Origin of the sequence: Pseudomonas sp. zfem001, from assembly GCF_032621725.1 — a bacterium.
GTDB lineage: Bacteria > Pseudomonadota > Gammaproteobacteria > Pseudomonadales > Pseudomonadaceae > Aquipseudomonas > Aquipseudomonas sediminis.
Genome location: NZ_JAVYJI010000001.1, coordinates 360,523 through 378,945 on the forward strand (window position 1 = coordinate 360,523; position 18,423 = coordinate 378,945).

Annotated in this window: 14 protein-coding genes and 3 riboswitches; of the genes, 10 read left to right on the top strand and 4 right to left on the bottom strand. The window is 64.3% G+C overall.

Annotated elements, in window-relative coordinates; translation table 11 throughout:
- Positions 1-26: 26 nt before the first annotated feature.
- Positions 27-1,130 carry an enoyl-CoA hydratase/isomerase family protein gene (locus RTH74_RS01815; protein ID WP_316914304.1) on the top strand — a complete coding sequence of 368 codons (1,104 nt, stop codon included), beginning with the start codon at positions 27-29 and terminating at the stop codon, positions 1,128-1,130.
- Positions 1,131-1,254: 124 nt separating this feature from the next.
- Complete coding sequence (gene mmsB / locus RTH74_RS01820) at positions 1,255-2,139, top strand: 3-hydroxyisobutyrate dehydrogenase (RefSeq protein ID WP_316913563.1); 885 nt, start codon at positions 1,255-1,257, stop codon at positions 2,137-2,139.
- A gap of 90 nt (positions 2,140-2,229) precedes the next feature.
- Here the strand turns inward: mmsB and RTH74_RS01825 are convergent, their stop codons facing one another.
- Positions 2,230-4,017: an alkyl sulfatase dimerization domain-containing protein gene (locus RTH74_RS01825; protein ID WP_316913564.1), complete on the bottom strand. Its 1,788-nt coding sequence runs from the start codon at positions 4,015-4,017 to the stop codon at positions 2,230-2,232.
- A 97-nt stretch (positions 4,018-4,114) separates the two neighbouring features.
- Between RTH74_RS01825 and RTH74_RS01830 the strand changes: the two genes are divergently transcribed.
- Entirely contained in the window at positions 4,115-5,035 is a 921-nt protein-coding gene (locus tag RTH74_RS01830; RefSeq protein ID WP_316913565.1) for a LysR family transcriptional regulator, read from the top strand.
- 8 nt (positions 5,036-5,043) lie between these two features.
- Here RTH74_RS01830 and RTH74_RS01835 read toward each other — a convergent pair whose 3' ends face one another.
- Positions 5,044-5,466 carry a hypothetical protein gene (locus tag RTH74_RS01835; RefSeq protein ID WP_316913566.1) on the bottom strand — a complete coding sequence of 141 codons (423 nt, stop codon included), beginning with the start codon at positions 5,464-5,466 and terminating at the stop codon, positions 5,044-5,046.
- Between the two features lie 233 nt (positions 5,467-5,699).
- Positions 5,700-5,817: riboswitch (guanidine-I (ykkC/yxkD leader) on the top strand.
- 52 nt (positions 5,818-5,869) lie between these two features.
- On the opposite strand from RTH74_RS01835, the gene RTH74_RS01840 reads away from it, so the two are divergent.
- From RTH74_RS01840 to RTH74_RS01850, 3 genes are all read left to right on the top strand, one after another.
- Positions 5,870-6,931 (top strand): putative urea ABC transporter substrate-binding protein, encoded by a 1,062-nt coding sequence (locus RTH74_RS01840; protein ID WP_316913567.1) that lies wholly within the window; start codon positions 5,870-5,872, stop codon positions 6,929-6,931.
- Positions 6,932-7,114: 183 nt separating this feature from the next.
- Positions 7,115-7,215, top strand: a riboswitch (guanidine-I (ykkC/yxkD leader).
- A gap of 184 nt (positions 7,216-7,399) precedes the next feature.
- Complete coding sequence (locus tag RTH74_RS01845; RefSeq protein ID WP_059391937.1) at positions 7,400-8,215, top strand: ABC transporter permease; 816 nt, start codon at positions 7,400-7,402, stop codon at positions 8,213-8,215.
- A 41-nt stretch (positions 8,216-8,256) separates the two neighbouring features.
- Positions 8,257-9,072: an ABC transporter ATP-binding protein gene (locus RTH74_RS01850; RefSeq protein WP_316914305.1), complete on the top strand. Its 816-nt coding sequence runs from the start codon at positions 8,257-8,259 to the stop codon at positions 9,070-9,072.
- A gap of 297 nt (positions 9,073-9,369) precedes the next feature.
- On the opposite strand, the gene RTH74_RS01855 is transcribed toward RTH74_RS01850, so the two are convergent.
- Together RTH74_RS01855 and RTH74_RS01860 are read right to left on the bottom strand one after the other, a co-directional pair.
- Positions 9,370-10,302, bottom strand: coding sequence for a hypothetical protein (locus RTH74_RS01855; protein WP_316913568.1), 933 nt, complete (start codon positions 10,300-10,302; stop codon positions 9,370-9,372).
- Complete coding sequence (locus RTH74_RS01860; RefSeq protein WP_316913569.1) at positions 10,299-11,324, bottom strand: 2-oxoglutarate and iron-dependent oxygenase domain-containing protein; 1,026 nt, start codon at positions 11,322-11,324, stop codon at positions 10,299-10,301. The genes RTH74_RS01855 and RTH74_RS01860 overlap by 4 nt, the downstream gene beginning before the upstream one ends.
- A 333-nt stretch (positions 11,325-11,657) precedes the next feature.
- Positions 11,658-11,755, top strand: a riboswitch (guanidine-I (ykkC/yxkD leader).
- Between the two features lie 68 nt (positions 11,756-11,823).
- Here RTH74_RS01860 and RTH74_RS01865 point away from each other — a divergent pair.
- The 4 genes from RTH74_RS01865 to uca all read left to right on the top strand — a co-directional run bounded on the left by RTH74_RS01865 (position 11,824) and on the right by uca (position 18,214).
- A complete protein-coding gene (locus RTH74_RS01865; RefSeq protein ID WP_125879462.1) occupies positions 11,824-12,891 on the top strand; it encodes a putative urea ABC transporter substrate-binding protein in 1,068 nt (355 codons plus the stop codon).
- An 81-nt stretch (positions 12,892-12,972) separates the two neighbouring features.
- A complete protein-coding gene (locus RTH74_RS01870; protein WP_316913570.1) occupies positions 12,973-13,701 on the top strand; it encodes an urea amidolyase associated protein UAAP1 in 729 nt (242 codons plus the stop codon).
- A gap of 10 nt (positions 13,702-13,711) precedes the next feature.
- Positions 13,712-14,347, top strand: coding sequence for an urea amidolyase associated protein UAAP2 (locus tag RTH74_RS01875; RefSeq protein WP_316913571.1), 636 nt, complete (start codon positions 13,712-13,714; stop codon positions 14,345-14,347).
- A 216-nt stretch (positions 14,348-14,563) separates the two neighbouring features.
- Positions 14,564-18,214, top strand: a complete 3,651-nt coding sequence (gene uca, locus RTH74_RS01880) for an urea carboxylase (protein WP_316913572.1) — start codon at positions 14,564-14,566, stop codon at positions 18,212-18,214.
- The last annotated feature ends 209 nt before the right edge of the window (positions 18,215-18,423 follow it).

Sequence of the window (18,423 nt, forward strand, 5' to 3'; positions counted from 1 at the left end):
GCGCCGTGCGCACCGAGAGTCAGATGATGAACGTAACCTTCGAAGAACGCCCCAGCCTGCACGGCTACCGCATCGGCATCGCCAGCCTCGACGCCGAGAAGAGCCTCAACGCCCTCTCCCTGCCGATGATCGAGGCACTCGACGAGCGCCTCAAGGCCTGGGCCGAGGATCCAACCATCGCCTGCGTCATGCTGCGCGGTAACGGCGTCAAGGCCTTCTGCGCCGGCGGCGACGTGGTGCAACTGGTCAATCAGTGTCGTGAACAGCCAGGTGAAGTGCCGGCCCTGGCGCGACGTTTCTTCGCCGACGAATACCGCCTCGATCATCGCATCCACACCTACCCCAAACTCTTCATCTGCTGGGCCCACGGCCATGTACTGGGCGGCGGCATGGGCCTGATGCAGGGCTCGGGTATCCGTATCGTCACGCCAAGCAGCCGACTGGGCATGCCGGAAATCAACATCGGCCTGTACCCGGATGTCGGCGGCAGCTGGTTCCTCACCCGCCTGCCGGGTCGCCTGGGCCTGTTCCTCGGTCTTACTGCCGCCAGCATCAATGCCCGCGATGCGCTGGACCTGAATCTGGCCGACCGTTTTCTGCGCGATGACCAGCAAGAGGCTCTGCTCGAAGGCCTGGTGCAACTGAACTGGCGCGAACAAGCCGACCTGCAACTGCACAGCCTGCTGCGTGCGCTGGAGAACGAAGCCCAGGATGAACTACCGGCTGCACAGTGGCTGCCACGTCGCGAACGTATCGATGAGTTGCTCGACGTTGCCGACCTGCCGGCTGCCGTGCACGCGCTCAGCGCACTGCAAACGGATGACGACGCCCTGCTCGCCCGCGCCGCCAAGACCCTGGCCCATGGCTGTCCGCTGACCGCGCACCTGGTCTGGGAGCAGATCCGCCGCGCCCGCCATTTGTCGCTGGCAGAAGTATTTCGCATGGAGTACGCCATGAGCCTGAACTGCTGCCGCCACCCGGAATTCCCCGAAGGCGTACGCGCCCGCCTGATCGACAAGGACCAGACGCCGAAATGGCATTGGCCGGATGTAGCCGCGATCCCAGACGCAGTGGTCGAAGCGCACTTCGCGTCGGTCTGGGAAGGCGAACACCCGTTGGCAGATCTTTAGCGTACGGATCGGTGCGCACGGCGCACCCTACATGTAACCCGGATGCATTCCGGGAGAGCTAAACAGCAATCCTCGAACAATGACAATCGGCGCGCACCGCGCGCCAACAGGAAGGAGAGCCGTCATGACCCAGATCGCCTTTATCGGCCTCGGCAACATGGGCCTGCCCATGGCCCGCAACCTGCTCAAGGCGGGTTACCCGCTGAAAGTCTTCGACCTGCAGCGCAGCGCCGTCGACACCCTGGCTGGCGAAGGTGCAGTGGCGGCCGATAGCGCCACCGATGCCATCGATCAGGCAAAAGTGGTGATCAGCATGCTGCCGGCCAGTCGTCATGTGGAAGGCCTGTACCTGGGCGATGACGGCCTGCTTGCGCGGCTGCCCGCCGGCATCATGGTGATCGAGTGTTCGACTATCGCCCCGGAGTCCGCGCGCAAGGTGCACGCGGCCGCCCGCGAGCGCGGTATCGCTTTGCTCGATGCGCCGGTCTCCGGCGGCACTGGCGGCGCAGCAGCCGGCACCCTGACCTTCATGGTGGGTGGTGAAGCCCAAACGCTGGAGAAAGCTCGGCCAATGCTCGGCGCCATGGGCAAGAACATCTTCCACGCCGGCCCGGATGGCGCCGGCCAGGTAGCCAAAGTGTGCAACAACCAGGTGCTCGCGGTGCAGATGATCGCCACCGCAGAAGCGATGGCCATGGGCGTGGCCAACGGCCTGGAGCCGGCGGTACTGGCCGAGATCATGCGGCAGAGCTCGGGCGGCAACTGGACGCTGGAGAAGTACAACCCCTGGCCTGGGGTGATGGAAAACGCGCCAGCATCGAAGGGCTATAGCGGCGGCTTCATGGCCGAACTGATGGCCAAGGACCTCGGCCTGGCCCAGGAAACCGCCAGCCACAACGGCAACAGCGCGCCGATGGGCGCCCTGGCACTGCAGCTGTACCGCCTGCTGCTCAAACAGGGCAAGGGCAAGCAGGATTTCTCGGTGGTGCAGCAGTTGTTCGTGGAATAGCGTATACAGCCAGCACGCATACACACAGTCGAACCGGCGCCAAGCTCGTAGGGTGCGCTTTGCGCACCCTGTCTGACGCCTCTCGCACCGTTAACGCAGCGTTAGCCCAAAGGCCTCGTCACTGAAGTCGAAGCAACTGAGGAAACGACGAATCTCCAGCAGGTTGCCGTCGACCTTCACATCGCCGAGTAGTGCGCCTTTGACCAGGCCACCTTCGCCGGTCAGCAGCGTCTCCATGAAGCGTTTGTCCATGCTCAGGCGCAGAGCCGTGCCTTCAGGAATGCCCTTGTGCAACTGCGCAACACCACGCCGAACCTCCAGCGCCCATTGCTCGTTTACGTCGGGAAAGCTGAAGCCCAGGGTCAGCTCGACATCGCCGGCCTTCTGCGGATCGACACGCGTGACCCAGTTCTGCAGGAAGCTCTGCGGAGTGAAGCTGCGCACCATGTCGGGCGATAGGAAAACCTTGCGCATATCCACCGAGCGTTGGCGGATGACATCGCCGTCGAGCTTGCCCTCCAGCTCCATCGCACTCATCAGATACCAGTTGCGCCAGTTGATGTTCATGCTCGCGTAGCCCAGCTTGCGGAAGCTGCGTGCCTTGATCTCGCGCGCCAGCATGTCTTCGTGGTCGACTCGGATCGCATATCCGGCCAGTTCCGCCGCCCACTGGTAGTCGCCCTTGAGGTAGGCATTGCCGGCTTCCAGCAGCAGTTTCTCGCGGCCACCAGCCAGGGCAATCAGGCGTTCGGCCTGCTGCTTGGGCGGAGTCGGGTCGAGGGCCACCGGGTCGCCCTGAAACCAGCCCAGGTAACCGTTGTAGATCTGTCGCACACTGTGTTTCACCGTGCCGTAGTACTCGCGCAGATAAGGCGTATAGCCGGCCAGGTGCGGCGGCAGTTTGACCTTCTCCACCAACTCGTCTGGCGTTAGGCCCTTGTTCATCCAGCGCACGGTCTGGTCGTGGATATAGGCGATGCCATCGCGGGTCATGCGCAGCACTTCCTCGACCTTGTCCTGGCCGCTGACCGGGCGCCCATGCAGCGGCACCATGTACTCGGCCTGGTAGGCACGCAGCTTGTCCAGGCTCTCGACCCACTGCACCGGGTCGCGGAACTTGGTGCCGCGCAGTGTATGGATGTTCGGCAGGGTCGGGCCCTGATCGACCTCGGCGCTGATCAGCACGCGGTTGGCCGGCAGGTACAGGGTGATCTCGTCCGGCGCCTCGCTCGGCACATGTAAAAACTGCACGTCGAGGCCGGCGATATTGGTGTCCAGGCGCTCGCCGAAGGTCACGGTCGGCGCAATGAAAGACGACGGCTCGGGCTTGGCCAACGGACCGATACCACCGTTCATGCCCTCCTGGTCACTGGCTGGCAGGAACGAGCCAAAACTGTACGCCGAGCGCACGCCAAGAATCGGCCCGACCAGCGCGCCCTGCGCTACCACGTTCTGCAACAGGGTCTCGTGGGCGTAAATCTGCACGTCGCCGCGCTCCACCTGCTCGCGACTGACGAAGGCCTGCACACCGTTGATGTGATCCGGGTGAAAGTGGGTGTAGACCACAGCCTTGACCGGCTTGTCGCTGAGCTTGCGGAACTCGGCCATGATCTTGCGCGACTCGCTGACCGATTCACCGGTGTCGACGATGATCAGCCCCTGCGGCGCCTCGATCATCACCACGTTACCCAATTGCCAGCCGACCGCCGAATAGACGTTGTCGGCAACGCGATAGACCTGCTGGGCAAAAACCTTGGTGTGGGCAGCCAGTTCGGCATTGATACTGGGTTCGATACGCTCGGCCGGCAGTTCGGCAACAGCGCTCAATGGCAGGGTGGCGGCCAACAGCAAGCTGCTGAAACGAGAGAATGGGCTCATGGCGTTGGAAGGTCTTGTTGTTGGAATGCTGGCAGGTTGGCAAAGGCCGTCTGATAATTCCAATGCATTCGAATAGACCAGTTAATGCAGGAAACGCATGAACGATCTACGCCAACTCCGCCACTTCGTCGCCCTCGCCGAGCACGCACACTTCGCCCGCGCCGCCGCTGCCGTGCACCTCAGCCAACCGGCGCTGAGCCGCAGCATCCAGGCGCTGGAGAGCCAACTCGGCTGCATCCTGGTGGATCGCCACAGCCGTGGCGTCAGCCTCACCGCCCATGGCCAGCTGGTACTGGAACATGCGCGTCGCCTGCTGGCCGGCAGCCTGGCGCTGAGCAACGCGGTCAATCAGTTGGGCAATCTGGAGGCTGGCGAACTGCGTCTCGGCGCCGGCCCCTATCCGGCCGCGCGGCTGATTCCGCAGGCGCTGGGGCAGTTGCTGCAACGCTACCCGAGGGTGCAGGTGAAACTGGACATCGCCAACTGGCTGGAACTGCGCGACAGCCTGCTGGACTCGACCATCGAGCTGTTCGTCGCCGATATCCGCGAATTGCAGGAAGACGCTCAATTGCGCATCGAACCGCTGCGCGTGCATGAGGGTGTGCTGTTCTGCCGCCCGTCTCACCCCCTGCTGCAGCGTGGCGATCTGCAGCTACGCGACCTGCTCGACTTCCCGCTCGCTGGCACACAGCTGCCACAGGTGGTCGAACGTAGCCTGGGCCTAGCCAGCGGGCGAGCGCAGCCGTTGAGCGTGCAATGCGACAACTTCCTGGTGCTCAAGCGCCTGGTGGCCGACAGCGATGTGCTGAGCATGGCGCCTTGGGACGTGATCGCCGACGAAGTCGACAGCGGCCAGCTCACCCTGCTGCCGCTGTTGCCCCAGGACCTGCACCAGCATTCAGCCTATGGCCTGGTCAGCCGTGCCGGCCACAGCCTGTCGCCAGCAGCGCAGGCCATGGTCGAAGCGATTCGTCGGGTAGATGAGGAAACGCCGCGTACAGGGCACGCGGCGGATTGAGGAGGGGCTTACCAGCGGCGCTCGCCGCTACGACGTTGTTCGTTGTTGCTGCGCCCGTTGGAGAAACGATGCTGCGTGTTGCGCCCTGCCTCCCAGCCGCGCTGAATCTGCCCGCCGCGGTGTTCCTGACGACGCTGGTCGCGGCGATAGTCATGTCGCGGCTGCTGGTGCTTGTAGCCGTCGTGATACCGGCCATCCTGGCCGTATTGATGATGCGGCGGCGGCGCCGGCACGTAGCGCGGAGGAGCCGGGTAGTAGTTATGCCGACGCTCCTCGTAGTAGTAGCGTGGCGGCGGGTAGTAATCGCGCCGATAGCCGTCGTAATACCGGTAGCCATGGCCGTTGTGGTAACCACGGTCGTGGCCATCGCCATAAACGGCGCAACCGGAAAGCAGCAAGAGCACGGCGGAAAACAGCATCTTGTAGGGCATGGCGGCCTCCTGTGACCGCTGGGACGACGCCGACCGATGTCGGCCTCCGGGATGGTTATCCCTGAGGCATCAGACAGCGCTGCCCGCAACAGGTGCGATTCCCTTCGTCGGCTGTGATCGACGGCGCAAAACCACAAGAGCGCAGAGCAGTTGCCAAGCAGCTGGCATGGCATTCGCTTGCTCAGCACCGCGGAAAGCCGATCCATGCACAGGATCGTCAGTGGTAGCGAATCGCAATGGCCGACTAGGGTTCCGGCTCGTCAAACGGCGAGTGACTGGTCCGAGAGTGGGCGACCTCATGCAGCGGCGGGAAGCCGCGGGGTTACACGGCGGGACAAAAGCCCGGGAGAACGCGCAGCAAGGCTGCCGGCTTTCCCGCTTTCGTCCCTAACCCGAGGTGTCCATGTCCATTCGCTCCCTGCTCACCATTGTGCTCTGCGCCTGCCTGTTCGGCGCCCCGACCACCCAGGCCGCGCCAAAAACCTTCAAATTGTGCTGGTCGATCTTCGCCGGCTGGATGCCCTGGGGCTACGCCGCCGAACAGGGCATCGTGAAGAAGTGGGCGGACAAGTACGGCATCGACATTCAGGTGCAGGAAGTGCCGGATTATGTCGCCTCCATCGAGCGCTACACCGCCGGCCAGTTCGACGCCTGCAGCATGACCAACATGGATGCCCTGACCATTCCGGCTGCTGCCGGCAAGGACAGCACCGCACTGATCATCGGCGACTTCTCCAACGGCGCCGACGCCCTGCTGCTGCGCGGCAGTGGCAAGCGTATTCAGGACCTCAAGGGCAAGAGCGTGCTGCTGGTGGAAAACTCGGTGTCGCATTACCTGCTCACCCGCGCACTGGAGTGGGCCCTGCTCGATGAAAGCGACGTGACCATCATCAACGTCTCCGACACTGAAATCGCTGATGCCTTTCTCGCCGGCAAGGGCGACGCAGTCATCACCTGGAACCCGATTCTCTCCGAGATTCGGCACAAGACAGAAGTCAGCCAGGTATTCAGCTCCAACCTGATTCCCGGAGAAATTCTCGATCTCACCGTGGTCAGCACCCAGACCCTGGCTCAGCATCCGGAATTCGGTCGCGCGCTGACCGGCGCCTGGTTCGAAACCCAGCGTCTGCTCGGCCTACCCACTCCAGCCGGTCGTGAGGCCAGGGCCAGAATGGCAGCCGCCGCCGAAACCACGCCGGAAGACTTCGACGCTCAGCTGGGCACCCTGCGCTCGTTCTACTCACCGCGCACCGCGCTGAACTTCGCACGTACCGGCAAGCTGCCGGACCTCATGCAACGGGTCGCAGGCTTTGCCGATGCTCACGGCCTGCTGGGTAAAAGCGGCATGGGCCTGACCAACCAGGGTATCGAATTCAGTGGCGAGAAGCCGCTGGGCAACGCCCAGCGCATCCTGCTGCGTTTCAACCACGACTACATGCAGCTGGCCGCTGACGGAAAGCTCTGAAAGCGCCCCGACGCCCCAGCAGGCAGCACGCGATAACCAGCACGCACCACCACGGCGCACTGGATGTTCGATACATGGATTCAGGCCGCCGTCTGGCGCGGCTCGCGGGGATGGCACGATGTTCGCTAAGAACAGGTCGTGCAGGAACAACCCGGTTCGCCGGGATCGCGGCACCACAATTTGCCAATAGCCGGCTAGGGTTCCGGCTCGCCACAGGCGAGCGACTGGTCCGAGAGCTAGCGACCTCCAGCGAGGTTACACGGCGGGACAAAAGCCCGGGAGAACGCGCCCCATCCGTGGGAACCGCCGCGAACTCCTGTCCGCCCCTGTCAAACTGGAGGTTCATCATGGGTATCCCCCACTCGCATCAGCGGCAGCCAGCCGTCACCCCCAAAGGCCCGAAACCAGCGCGCTCTTGCGCTTGCTAGCTGCGCACGCATTTCGTTCCAGGCCCGACGAGGACTATCCATGCGCCTGATCAACCGCCACCCGGATCGCAGCGGCCGCCTGCTGCTGATCCTGCTGCCCTTCGCCCTGCTGCTGTTCGTCTACTTCAGCGCCTCGACCAGTCGCCTGGCCGAGAACCCCAACGACAAGCTGCTGCCCAGCGCCAGCCAGATGGTCGATGCCATCGACCGCCTGGCCTTCACCGAAGACAAACGCAGCGGCCAATACCTGTTCTGGCAGGACACGGCTTCCAGCCTGCAGCGCCTTGGTATCGGCCTCGGTATCGCCGCTCTGCTGGGCCTGGTACTAGGCATTGCCGCCGGCAGCGTGCCGCTGTTCGGCGCACCGCTGTCGCCACTGCTCACCGTGCTGTCGATGATTCCGCCGCTGGCCATCCTGCCGATTCTGTTCATCGTCTTCGGCCTGGGCGAGCTGTCCAAGGTGATGCTGATCGTCATCGGCATCACCCCCTGCATCGCCCGCGACATCGAACAACGTGCCCGCGAGATTCCCGGCGAGCTGCTGATCAAGGCGCAGACCCTCGGTGCCAACTCCTGGACGCTGATCCTGCGCCTGGTGCTGCCGCAACTGATGCCGCGCCTGCTGATCTCGCTGCGCCTGATGCTCGGCTCGGCCTGGCTGTTTCTGATCGCCGCCGAGGCCATCGCCTCGACCGACGGCCTCGGTTACCGCATCTTCCTGGTCCGCCGCTACATGGCCATGGACGTGATCCTGCCCTACGTCGTGTGGATCACCCTGCTGGCCTGGCTGATGGATCTGGGCCTGCGCCAGGTGCTACGCCTGTGCTTCCCCTGGCATGAAGGAGGCAAGGCATGACCCTGTACAGCCAACACATCGTCCCACTGAGTGAACCCGTCATGCGCGAATCCAGTACGCCTCCTGCAAGCACAGGGAAACCCGCCTTTATCGAAGCGCGCAACCTGTGGCAGGAATACGGCGACCTGGTCGTGCTCGAACGCCTCAATATCAAGGTCAATGAGGGTGAGTTCTGCACCCTGGTCGGCGCCTCCGGCTGCGGCAAATCCACCTTTCTGCGCATGCTGCTCGGCCAGGAACGCCCGAGCCGTGGCGAGCTGCTGCTGGGCGGCCAGGCGCTGCCCAACGAACCCGACCCAAGTCGTGGCGTGGTGTTCCAACGCTACTCGGTATTCCCGCACCTGAGCGTGCTGGACAACGTCGCCCTGGGCCTGGAACTGCCGAAATCGAAGCTGCTCGGCCGACTGTTCGGCGCAGCCAAACGCGAAGCTCGCGAACGCGCTGCCGAAATCCTCACCAAGGTCGGTCTCGGCCATGCCTTGAACAAGTACCCCAGCGCGCTCTCGGGTGGCATGCAGCAACGCCTGGCCATCGCCCAGGCGCTGGTGATGCAACCGCGCATGCTGCTGCTCGACGAACCATTCGGCGCCCTCGACCCCGGAATCCGCAAGGACATGCACGCGCTGCTGCTGGAGCTGTGGCAGGAGACCCGCCTGACCGTGTTCATGGTCACCCACGACCTCTCCGAAGGCTTCAGCCTCGGCACCCGCCTGCTGGTATTCGACAAGGTGCGCCATGACCCGCAGGCGCCCAACGCCTATGGTGCGCGCATCACCTACGACATCCCGCTGAACGAGACGCGCCGGGCGCAGGTGCAATTGCCCAGCGAACTGGCCGAGCGTATTGCCACCCGCTGATTGAGCGGCAATTTCGGTGCGCACGGCGCCCCTACACAACGCAAGTCGCGTGGTAACCCGTAGGGTGCGCCGCGCGCACCAACTGCGCCTCCGGTCACAGAGGCGCAGCTGTAGCTTGGCTGAAATCCGGGGATCATCGGGGCCGTTCTCCCGGATTGCAGCCGGGCTACGGAGCCGTCGTTTCGATCCAACCAAAGCGTCGCGGCTGAAGCCCCTCCCACAAATCGATCAGAGACAAACCGTGGGAGGCGCTTCAGCGGCGAGCTTCTCAGCGGAGCATCACGCAAGCACCGACAGCTAGCTCAACACCTCAAGATAGCGCGACAGCGTTTCGCTCTCCGCGGCAAACCAGCGCTGCGCCTCGTCGGTAGTCGGCGTGGCGAGTTCCGCGCGCCAATCCGGCTCCAACGTATCGATGATGAACGTCCGTACCACCGCCCGGCCGTCCGGGCGTTGCAGGTGCTGACAGACGCGCCCTGCTCCCGGTAGCTCGAAGCCCTCCAGCGAAATCATCTGCCCCACCCGTGCCGGCATGGTCGACAACGCCACCTGGTAACGCCCCTGCTGATCGGCGTAAGCCAGCGAAGTCTCGCAGTCGAACAACGCGGCCAGAGCCTCACCATCACCTTGCGCTCGTTCGGCGCGCTCACGCAGTTGCAACGTTGACTCGCCAGGCTCCGCTCCACGGCCATGCACCCAGCCAAGCTGCTCGCCGCAGAGAATCAGACCACCACCGCGCTGCAGCACCTCACCGGTTTCGGCGTCGCACTCCTCCAGCAAACGCAGACCGATCAATGGCCCGCTGCTGGCCTGCAAACGCCAATCCTCGACATAGGCGCCCGTGGTGCCGAACTCGATCATGCAATTGCCGATGCGCTGCAACTGCGCCGGCTCCGGCCAGCGGTTGTGCAGTTGCAGGGACACGCCACCGTGCCAGCTCAAGTAACCGTTCTCCCAGACGCTATCGGCCACCCAGCCTTCATGGTTGGCAAGCTGGCGCAGTTCGGCGGCGTCGTAGTCCTGCCAGGCCCGTACCGGTAGCGCGGGCGCGTCTGGCAAGCGCAGGTCGATGGTGAAGGTGCGACTTTGCAGCCAGTGCACCTGGGTACGCTCGTCGCTGCGACCATCGGCAAAGCTGATGGTGCGGCGACGAAAGTGCCCGAGCATCCAGTCTGGCACGCCGCCTTCGGCGCGTTGCGGGTAACGTGCAGCCAGTTCCAGCAGGTTCATACCGTCACCTCCTGGCGGCCCTGACCAAAGCTGGACAAACCCGCGGCACCATCGGGCAGTTGCAGCGAACCATCCTCAAGCCGCTCGCGCAGATAGCGGAAGGTCTGCGCGGTCTGGGCGAACAGGTGGTCGCCACAGTTCACAGGCTCGTACACACGCTCACCGCGCGCCGGCAAGCCGGCAATCGGCGCAATGCGCGTCGGGTAGTCACAGGCGCAGAACAGCGGGAAGGCGAAACGCTCCTCGCTGACCTTGCGCACGCGGTGCGAGGTGGCGACGAAGTTGCCGTTGCTGAGCACTTCGAGCATGTCGCCAATATTGATCACGAAGGCGTCCTCCACCAGCGGCACGTCGATCCACTGCCCGTCACCGTTGAGCACCTGCAAGCCTTCGGCGGTAGGCAACAGAATGGTGAAGCACTCGTAGTCGGTGTGCGCGCCGATGCCGGGGCGGTCAGCCACCGGATCGGGATCGAGTGGGTAATGGATCATGCGCAACTGGCTGGTGGGCTGCTGGGTGATGCCGGCGAAGGTGTCCTCGGCCAGCCCCAGCGCCAGGGCGAAGCCACGAAACAGCGTATCGCCCAGCGCCAGCGCCGCCCGATAGTAGGCGCCGACCTCACGCTTGAAGTCGGCCGAGTCCGGCCACTGCGTTGGCCCCAGCAGCGGATAGACCTGTGGCGCCGCGGTGTAGTCGTAATTGACGTCGTAGGCTTCCTTGAGGTCCTTGCTGCCGCCGGCAAACTGCTCCTCGCCTTCCGGCACGTAGCCGCTGTGGTTGCTCGACTGGCCGATGTAGAAACGCATCTTCTGCTCCAGCGGGCGAGCGAAGAAACTGCGCGCCTGCTGGATCAGTCCGTCGCGCAGCTCGCGCGAAATGCCGTGCCCGGTGATCTGCAGAAAGCCGACCTCGCGAGCGGCGCGGCCCAGCTCGTCGGCAACGCGCTGACGCTGGGCAAGGTCGTCGGCATACAGCCCGGCAACGTCGATCAGAGGAATGGACGTGAAGTGGGTATGCGCCATGGCAATCTCCCTTGAACAAGCGAGTTACCTGGTCGTCCAGACGAGCAGCGGGTCGGGTCGTCCCGAGGGCGGCAGCGAGGTCGCCTCTGCAACAGGGTCGATAGCGATTTCCATGCCACCACCATAACGCCGCCAAGCGGTTATCCCGCGAGCAAACTCGCCCCAGAGCAGTGCAACCAAACCCTCGCAAGCACCATCAGGCAGCGCGCAAGCGCCAGCACGTGCCGCCGCAGCGCCCAATCACGGGCCTCGGCGAGCTGGCACGCTATTCGCTACAGCTTGGGTGTGCAGGTTCTAACCGGGATTTCCCGGAATCGCGGCACCACAATTTGCGAAATGGATGACTAGGGTTCCGACTTGCCTGGCAAGTGCTGGTCCGAGAGTCATCGACCTCCAGTGAGGTTACACGGCGGGATAAAAGCCCGGGAGAACGCGCCTTTCGAACGATTCGAAACGTGCCGCGACTCCTGCCCGTACTCAACAAGACTGGAGGTTCCAAATGCGCAAGTACCGTCTGTTCTCCTTCGCCGCTGCCGGTCTGGCCGCGGTACTCAGCTTCAGCGCTCACGCCGAGAAGAAAGACAACTTCAGCGTCTGCTGGACGCTTTACGCCGGCTGGATGCCCTGGGGCCACGCCAGCACCTCCGGCATCATCGACAAATGGGCGAAGAAATACGGCATCAGCATCGATGTCGTGCAGCTCAATGACTATGTCGAGTCCATCAACCAGTACAGCGTCGGCCAGTTCGACGGCTGCACCATGACCAATATGGACGCCCTGACCATCCCTGCCGCCGGCGGTGTGGACAGCACCGCGCTGATCGTCGGTGACTACTCCAACGGCAACGACGGCCTGCTGATCAAGGGCGAGGGCAAGACCCTGGCCGATCTCAAGGGCATGCGCGTCAACCTGGTGGAACTATCGGTCTCCCACTACTTCCTCGCCCGCGCCCTGGAAACCGCAGGCATGAGTGAGCGCGACGTGACGGTGGTGAACACCTCCGACGCCGACATCATCGCCGCCTACACCACCCCCAGCGTGCAGGCCGCTGCCACCTGGAACCCGATGCTCGCCGAGATCAAGGCCCAGCCGGGCAGCACTGAGGTGTTCGACTCGTCGAAGATCCCCGGTGAAATCCTCGACATGATGGTGGTCAACACTCAGACCCTAAAGGACAACCCGGACTTCGGCAAAGCCCTGGTCGGCGCCTGGTTCGAGATTCTCGAACTGATGCAGGCCGGCACCCCGGAAGCGACCGACGCCCTGACCGAAATGGCCAAGGCCTCCGGCACCGACCTGGCCGGCTACCAGTCGCAACTGGCGACCACCAAACTGTTCTACACGCCGAAGGAAACCCTGGACTTCGTCACCAGCCCGGCCCTGCCGGAGACCATGACCAAGGTCGCCAACTTCAGCTTCGAACACGGCATCCTCGGTGAAGGTGCGCGCAGCGCAGACGCCATCGGCATGACCTTCGCGGGCGACGTGACCACCGGCGACAGTGCCAACATCAAGCTGCGTTTCGACCCGAGCTATGTACAAATGGCCGTCGACGGCAAGCTCTGACCGCCACTCCCCATCCCATCGCAACGATGATCAGGCGCCCCTGCCGGCGCCTGACGACCAGGCTTTGATCTCGAGGTACCCATGACTACTGCCCTCACCCTGCGCCCCACTCTCTATGAGGAAACCGTCCCCGGCGGCGGCCACACCTCCTTCATCCTCAAGCGCGGCCAACTGTTGCGCATTACCGATATCGAGGGTGGCGCCAACGTCAGCCTGCTGCTGTTCAACGCCGCCGAGAAAAGCGAGCGCCTGAACCTACCCGACACCCTCAAGGGCCAGCACACCGCCAAGCTCACCGCAGGCCACTGCCTGTACTCGGACATGGGCAAGGTGCTGGTGGCCATCACCGCCGATACCTGCGGTTGGCACGACAGCTTCGGCGGCGTGTTGAACGCCGACGAAGTGCTGGAGAAATACGGCCAGGGCCGCTACCAGGAACTGCGCAACGGTTTCTTCCGCAATGGCATGGACAACCTGCTGGTAGAAATGGGCAAGTGGGACCTGAACCTGCTCGACCTACTGATGAACCTCAATCTGTTCAGCCGCGTGGATGTCGACGCAAACGGCGCCTTCCACTTCCAACCCAATAACAGCAAGGCCGGCGACTACATCGAGCTGTACGCGCCGATGGACACCCTGGTGGTGCTCACCGCCCTGCAACACCCGATGGACCCGAATCCGCAGTACGCACCCAAACCGGTGCAACTGACCTGGAGCAAGGTCGACAGCGACGGCATCACCGTGCTCTGCCGCACCTCGCGCCCGGAGAACGGCCGGGGCTTCCACAACACCGAACGCCAGTACATTTGAGGGTGCCGACATGAGCCTGACCGCAAGCAACCTGCATCCCGAAACTGCCGCCTTCCGCCACACCATTCCGGCGGGCGAGCCCTACCTGTTCGAGGTCAAGGCCGGCCAGACCCTGCGCCTGCACGACCTGGAAGGCAACCAGGCGATCGACACCCTGTTCTTCGCCGCGAAAAACCCGCGCGAGCGCTTCGATCCGCAGCGCACCCTGCGCAAACAGAACAACGTCTACCTGACCACCGGCACGGTGCTCTACTCCAACCTGGGCAAACCGTTGCTGACCATCGTCGCCGACACCTGCGGCCGCCACGACACCCTTGGTGGCGCCTGCGCGCAGGAGAGCAACACCGTGCGCTACGCCCTGGACAAGCGCTACATGCACAGCTGCCGCGACAACTTCCTGCGCGCCAGCCTGCACGACGGCCGCCTGAGCAAGCGCGACATCGGCGCCAACATCAACTTCTTCATGAATGTTCCAGTCACCCCCGAAGGCGGCCTGACCTTCGAGGACGGCATCTCCGCACCCGGCAAGTACGTGGAGCTTAAGGCCGAGACCGACGTCATCGTGCTGATCTCCAACTGCCCGCAACTGAACAACCCGTGCAATGGCTGGAACCCGACGCCGGCCGAAGTGCTGGTGTGGGATTGATCGTTTTCCTGTAGGAGCGGCTTCAGCCGCGATAGCTACGCCAAAAATTGCGGCTAAAGCCGCTCCTACAAAGCTATACGGCGGGTGAAACTCGCCTACAAATCGCGCCCCGCCTATATGCGCGGCACGTATCACCCGACTTTTCTGCCACGGACGACCGTGGCACATGACGAATGACGGCGGGACGGCCCGCCATGACCTTCGAGGGTCACCCTGATGTTCGACAAACTCCTGATCGCCAACCGTGGCGCCATCGCCTGCCGCATCCTGCGCACCCTGCGTGAGCTGAACGTTGGCGGCGTCGCCGTCTACTCCGAAGCCGACGCCGCCAGCCTGCATATCCAGCAGGCCGCTGAAGCCTTCTCGCTCGGCGACGGCCCGGCCGCGCACACCTATCTGGTGGTCGACAAAATTCTCGCCGTCGCCAAACAGACTGGCGCCCGAGCCATCCACCCCGGCTACGGTTTTCTCTCGGAAAACGCCGCCTTCGCCGAAGCCTGTGAAGCCGCCGGTATCGCCTTCGTCGGCCCGACGCCCGAGCAACTGCGCGTATTCGGCCTCAAGCACACTGCCCGCGCCCTGGCCAAACAACATGGCGTGCCGATGCTCGAAGGCACCGAGTTGCTGGAAAACCTCGACGCCGCGCTCAAGGCCGGTGAGCAGGTCGGCTACCCGGTAATGCTGAAAAGCACCGCCGGCGGCGGCGGTATTGGCATGCGCGTATGCCGCTCGGCAGAAGAGCTGAGCGACGCCTTCGAGGCGGTCAAACGCCTGGGGCAGAACAACTTCAGCGACAGCGGCGTGTTTATCGAGAAGTACATCCAGCGTGCCCGCCACCTGGAAGTGCAGGTGTTCGGCGATGGCCAGGGCGAAGTGCTCGCCCTCGGCGTGCGCGACTGCTCGGTGCAGCGGCGTAACCAGAAAGTGCTGGAAGAAACTCCAGCGCCCAACCTGCCGGCCGGCATGGCCGACGAACTCTGCGCCGCCGCGATCAAGCTGGCCAAAGCGGTGAATTACCGCAGCGCCGGCACCGTCGAATTCGTCTACGACAGCGAGGCCGAGCGTTTCTACTTCCTCGAAGTGAACACCCGCCTGCAGGTCGAGCACGGCGTCACCGAACAGGTGTGGGGCGTCGACCTGGTGCGCTGGATGATCGAGCTGGCGGCCGGCGATCTGCCGCCGCTCAGCGAACTGGCTGCCACCCTGCAACCCACCGGCCACGCCATCCAGGCGCGCCTGTACGCCGAAGACCCGGGTCGCGACTTCCAGCCCAGCCCCGGCCTGCTCACCGCCGTGCAGTTTCCTGCAGCCGACGGCAAGGCCCTGCGTATCGACACCTGGGTCGAAGCCGGCTGCGAGATCCCGCCCTACTTCGACCCGATGATCGCCAAGCTGATCACCTGGGCACCAAGCCGCGAAGAGGCCTCCACAGCGCTGGACCGGGCCCTGGCCGACTCCGTGCTGTACGGCGTGGAATGCAACCGCGACTACCTGCGCCAGATCCTCAGCGACGCGCCCTTCGCCAGCGGTTCGCCCTGGACGCGCTGCCTGGAGAATCGGGTCTACCAGGCGACCACCTTCGAAGTGCTCAGCGCTGGCACCCAGACCAGCGTGCAGGATTTCCCCGGCCGCCTCGGCTACTGGGCCGTGGGCGTGCCGCCGTCCGGGCCGATGGACAGCCGCGCCCTGCGCCTGGGCAACCGCCTGCTCGGCAACGAAGAAGGCGCCGCCGGCCTGGAAATCACCATGAGCGGCCCGATGCTGCGCTTCAACACCGATGCTGTGATCGCGGTGACTGGCGCCGAGATACCGCTGAGCCTCGATGGCGCGGCACAACCGATGAACACCGCCCTGCTGATCCAGGCCGGCAGCACCCTGACGCTCGGCACCATCGCAGGCAGCGGCGCACGCAGCTACCTGAGCATTCGCGGCGGCATCCAGGTACCGGATTATCTGGGCAGCAAGAGCACCTTCACCCTCGGCCAGTTCGGCGGCCACGGCGGCCGCGCGCTGCGTGCCGGCGACGTGCTGCACCTGCTGCCGCTGAGCGACACCAGCAGCGGCGCGCAACTGCCCGCCGAGCTTTACCCGCCGCTGCCAGCGGTGCGTGAACTACGGGTGATCTACGGCCCGCACGGCGCGCCGGAATACTTCACGCCCGGCTATGTCGACAGCTTCCTCGCCACCGACTGGGAAGTGCACTTCAACTCCAGCCGCACCGGCGTGCGCCTGATCGGCCCGAAACCGGAATGGGTGCGCGACAGCGGCGGCGAAGCCGGCCTGCACCCGTCCAACATCCACGACAACCCCTACGCAATCGGCGCGGTGGACTTTACCGGCGACATGCCAGTGATACTCGGCCCGGACGGCCCCAGCCTGGGCGGCTTCGTCTGCCTGGTGACCATCATCGAGGCCGACCTGTGGCAGCTCGGCCAACTCAAGGCTGGCGACAAGGTGCGCTTCTTACCGGTGGATATCGCTTCGGCGCGGGAGTTGGCGCAAAGCAATGCACGTGAATACGCAGAACTCGGTGGGAGTGGCCGGGCGGCGCTCCGCTTTAGCCGCGACAATGGCGCCGCTTCTGTCGCGGCTGAAGCCCCTCCCACAAAGGCCCTCCAAAGCCCCATCGTCCTCGACATCGGCGAAGCCGACACCCGCCTGGTCGCACGTCTGTCCGGTGACACCCACCTGCTGCTGGAAATCGGCCAGCCGGAACTCGACCTAGTGCTGCGCTTCCGTGGCCATGCGTTGATGCAGGCACTGGAGGCCAAGCAACTCGACGGCGTGATCGACCTGACGCCCGGCATCCGCTCGCTGCAAGTGCACTACCAGCCGGAAACCCTGGCCCTGCAAGCGCTGCTCGATATCGTCGCTGGCGAGTGGGACGCCGTCTGCGCCGCACGCGACTTGAAAGTGCCGTCGCGTATCGTCCACCTGCCGCTGTCCTGGGACGACCCGGCCTGCCAACTGGCCATCGACAAGTACATGACCACCGTACGCAAGGACGCCCCCTGGTGCCCGAGCAACCTGGAGTTCATCCGCCGCATCAATGACCTGCCGAACCTCGACGAGGTCTACCGCACCGTGTTCGACGCTAGCTACCTGGTCATGGGCCTGGGCGACGTCTACCTCGGCGCACCGGTGGCCACCCCGCTCGACCCGCGCCACCGCCTGGTCACCACCAAGTACAACCCGGCGCGTACCTGGACGGCGGAAAACTCCGTCGGCATCGGCGGAGCCTACATGTGCGTGTACGGCATGGAAGGCCCCGGCGGCTACCAGTTCGTCGGCCGCACCCTGCAGATGTGGAATCGCTACCGCGCGGTCGAAGCCTTCAATGGCAAGCCCTGGCTGCTGCGCTTCTTCGACCAGATTCGCTTCTACCCGGTCAGTGCCAACGAACTGCTGCGCATCCGCCGCGACTTCCCGCTGGGCCGCTACCCGCTGCGCATCGAACAGAGCGAACTGGCCCTGGCCGACTACCAGCAGTTTCTCGATGACGAAGCCGAGGGCATCGACGCCTTCCGCCAGCAGCAGCGCGCCGCCTTCGACGCCGAACGCCAACGCTGGATCGACAGCGGCCAGGCGCACTTCGAAGTCGAGGAAGCCGCGCCCGAGCAGGGTGAGGACGCACCACTGGCAGCCGGCCAACATGCCATCGAAAGCCACGTTGCCGGTAACCTTTGGCAGGTGCAGGTGGAGGCCGGCGCGCAGGTGCAGGCGGGTGATGTGCTGGTGATCCTAGAGTCGATGAAGATGGAAATTCCGCTGACCGCGCCGATGGCCGGCACTGTGCGCGAGGTACGTGTGCAACCCGGCTCGCCCGTGCGTGCCGGGCAGCGTGTGGTGGTACTGGAAGAGGCCTGAAACGCTCGCCGCTGAAGCGCCTCCCACAGAGTCCTCGAACATCCTATGGGAGGCGCTTCAGCCGCGATCCACACCAACGCCGACTACCTGTGGGAGGGGCTTCAGCCGCGACAGCCTTATGCTCCACCGCAATACCCGAAAAACCAATCGCGGATAAATCCGCTCCTACAGCCCGTGGCCCGGATGAAATCCCGGCCACATAACTGCGC

Coding starts and splice junctions, on each gene's coding strand:
- RTH74_RS01845 (WP_059391937.1), top strand. CDS start 7,400: ATGCGCCTGATCAACCGCCACCCGGATCGCAGCGGCCGCCTGCTGCTG.
- RTH74_RS01840 (WP_316913567.1), top strand. CDS start 5,870: ATGTCCATTCGCTCCCTGCTCACCATTGTGCTCTGCGCCTGCCTGTTC.
- RTH74_RS01830 (WP_316913565.1), top strand. CDS start 4,115: ATGAACGATCTACGCCAACTCCGCCACTTCGTCGCCCTCGCCGAGCAC.
- RTH74_RS01865 (WP_125879462.1), top strand. CDS start 11,824: ATGCGCAAGTACCGTCTGTTCTCCTTCGCCGCTGCCGGTCTGGCCGCG.
- RTH74_RS01860 (WP_316913569.1), bottom strand. CDS start 11,324: ATGGCGCATACCCACTTCACGTCCATTCCTCTGATCGACGTTGCCGGG.
- RTH74_RS01855 (WP_316913568.1), bottom strand. CDS start 10,302: ATGAACCTGCTGGAACTGGCTGCACGTTACCCGCAACGCGCCGAAGGC.
- RTH74_RS01825 (WP_316913564.1), bottom strand. CDS start 4,017: ATGAGCCCATTCTCTCGTTTCAGCAGCTTGCTGTTGGCCGCCACCCTG.
- RTH74_RS01875 (WP_316913571.1), top strand. CDS start 13,712: ATGAGCCTGACCGCAAGCAACCTGCATCCCGAAACTGCCGCCTTCCGC.
- uca (WP_316913572.1), top strand. CDS start 14,564: ATGTTCGACAAACTCCTGATCGCCAACCGTGGCGCCATCGCCTGCCGC.
- RTH74_RS01850 (WP_316914305.1), top strand. CDS start 8,257: ATGCGCGAATCCAGTACGCCTCCTGCAAGCACAGGGAAACCCGCCTTT.
- RTH74_RS01815 (WP_316914304.1), top strand. CDS start 27: ATGAACGTAACCTTCGAAGAACGCCCCAGCCTGCACGGCTACCGCATC.
- RTH74_RS01835 (WP_316913566.1), bottom strand. CDS start 5,466: ATGCCCTACAAGATGCTGTTTTCCGCCGTGCTCTTGCTGCTTTCCGGT.
- RTH74_RS01870 (WP_316913570.1), top strand. CDS start 12,973: ATGACTACTGCCCTCACCCTGCGCCCCACTCTCTATGAGGAAACCGTC.
- mmsB (WP_316913563.1), top strand. CDS start 1,255: ATGACCCAGATCGCCTTTATCGGCCTCGGCAACATGGGCCTGCCCATG.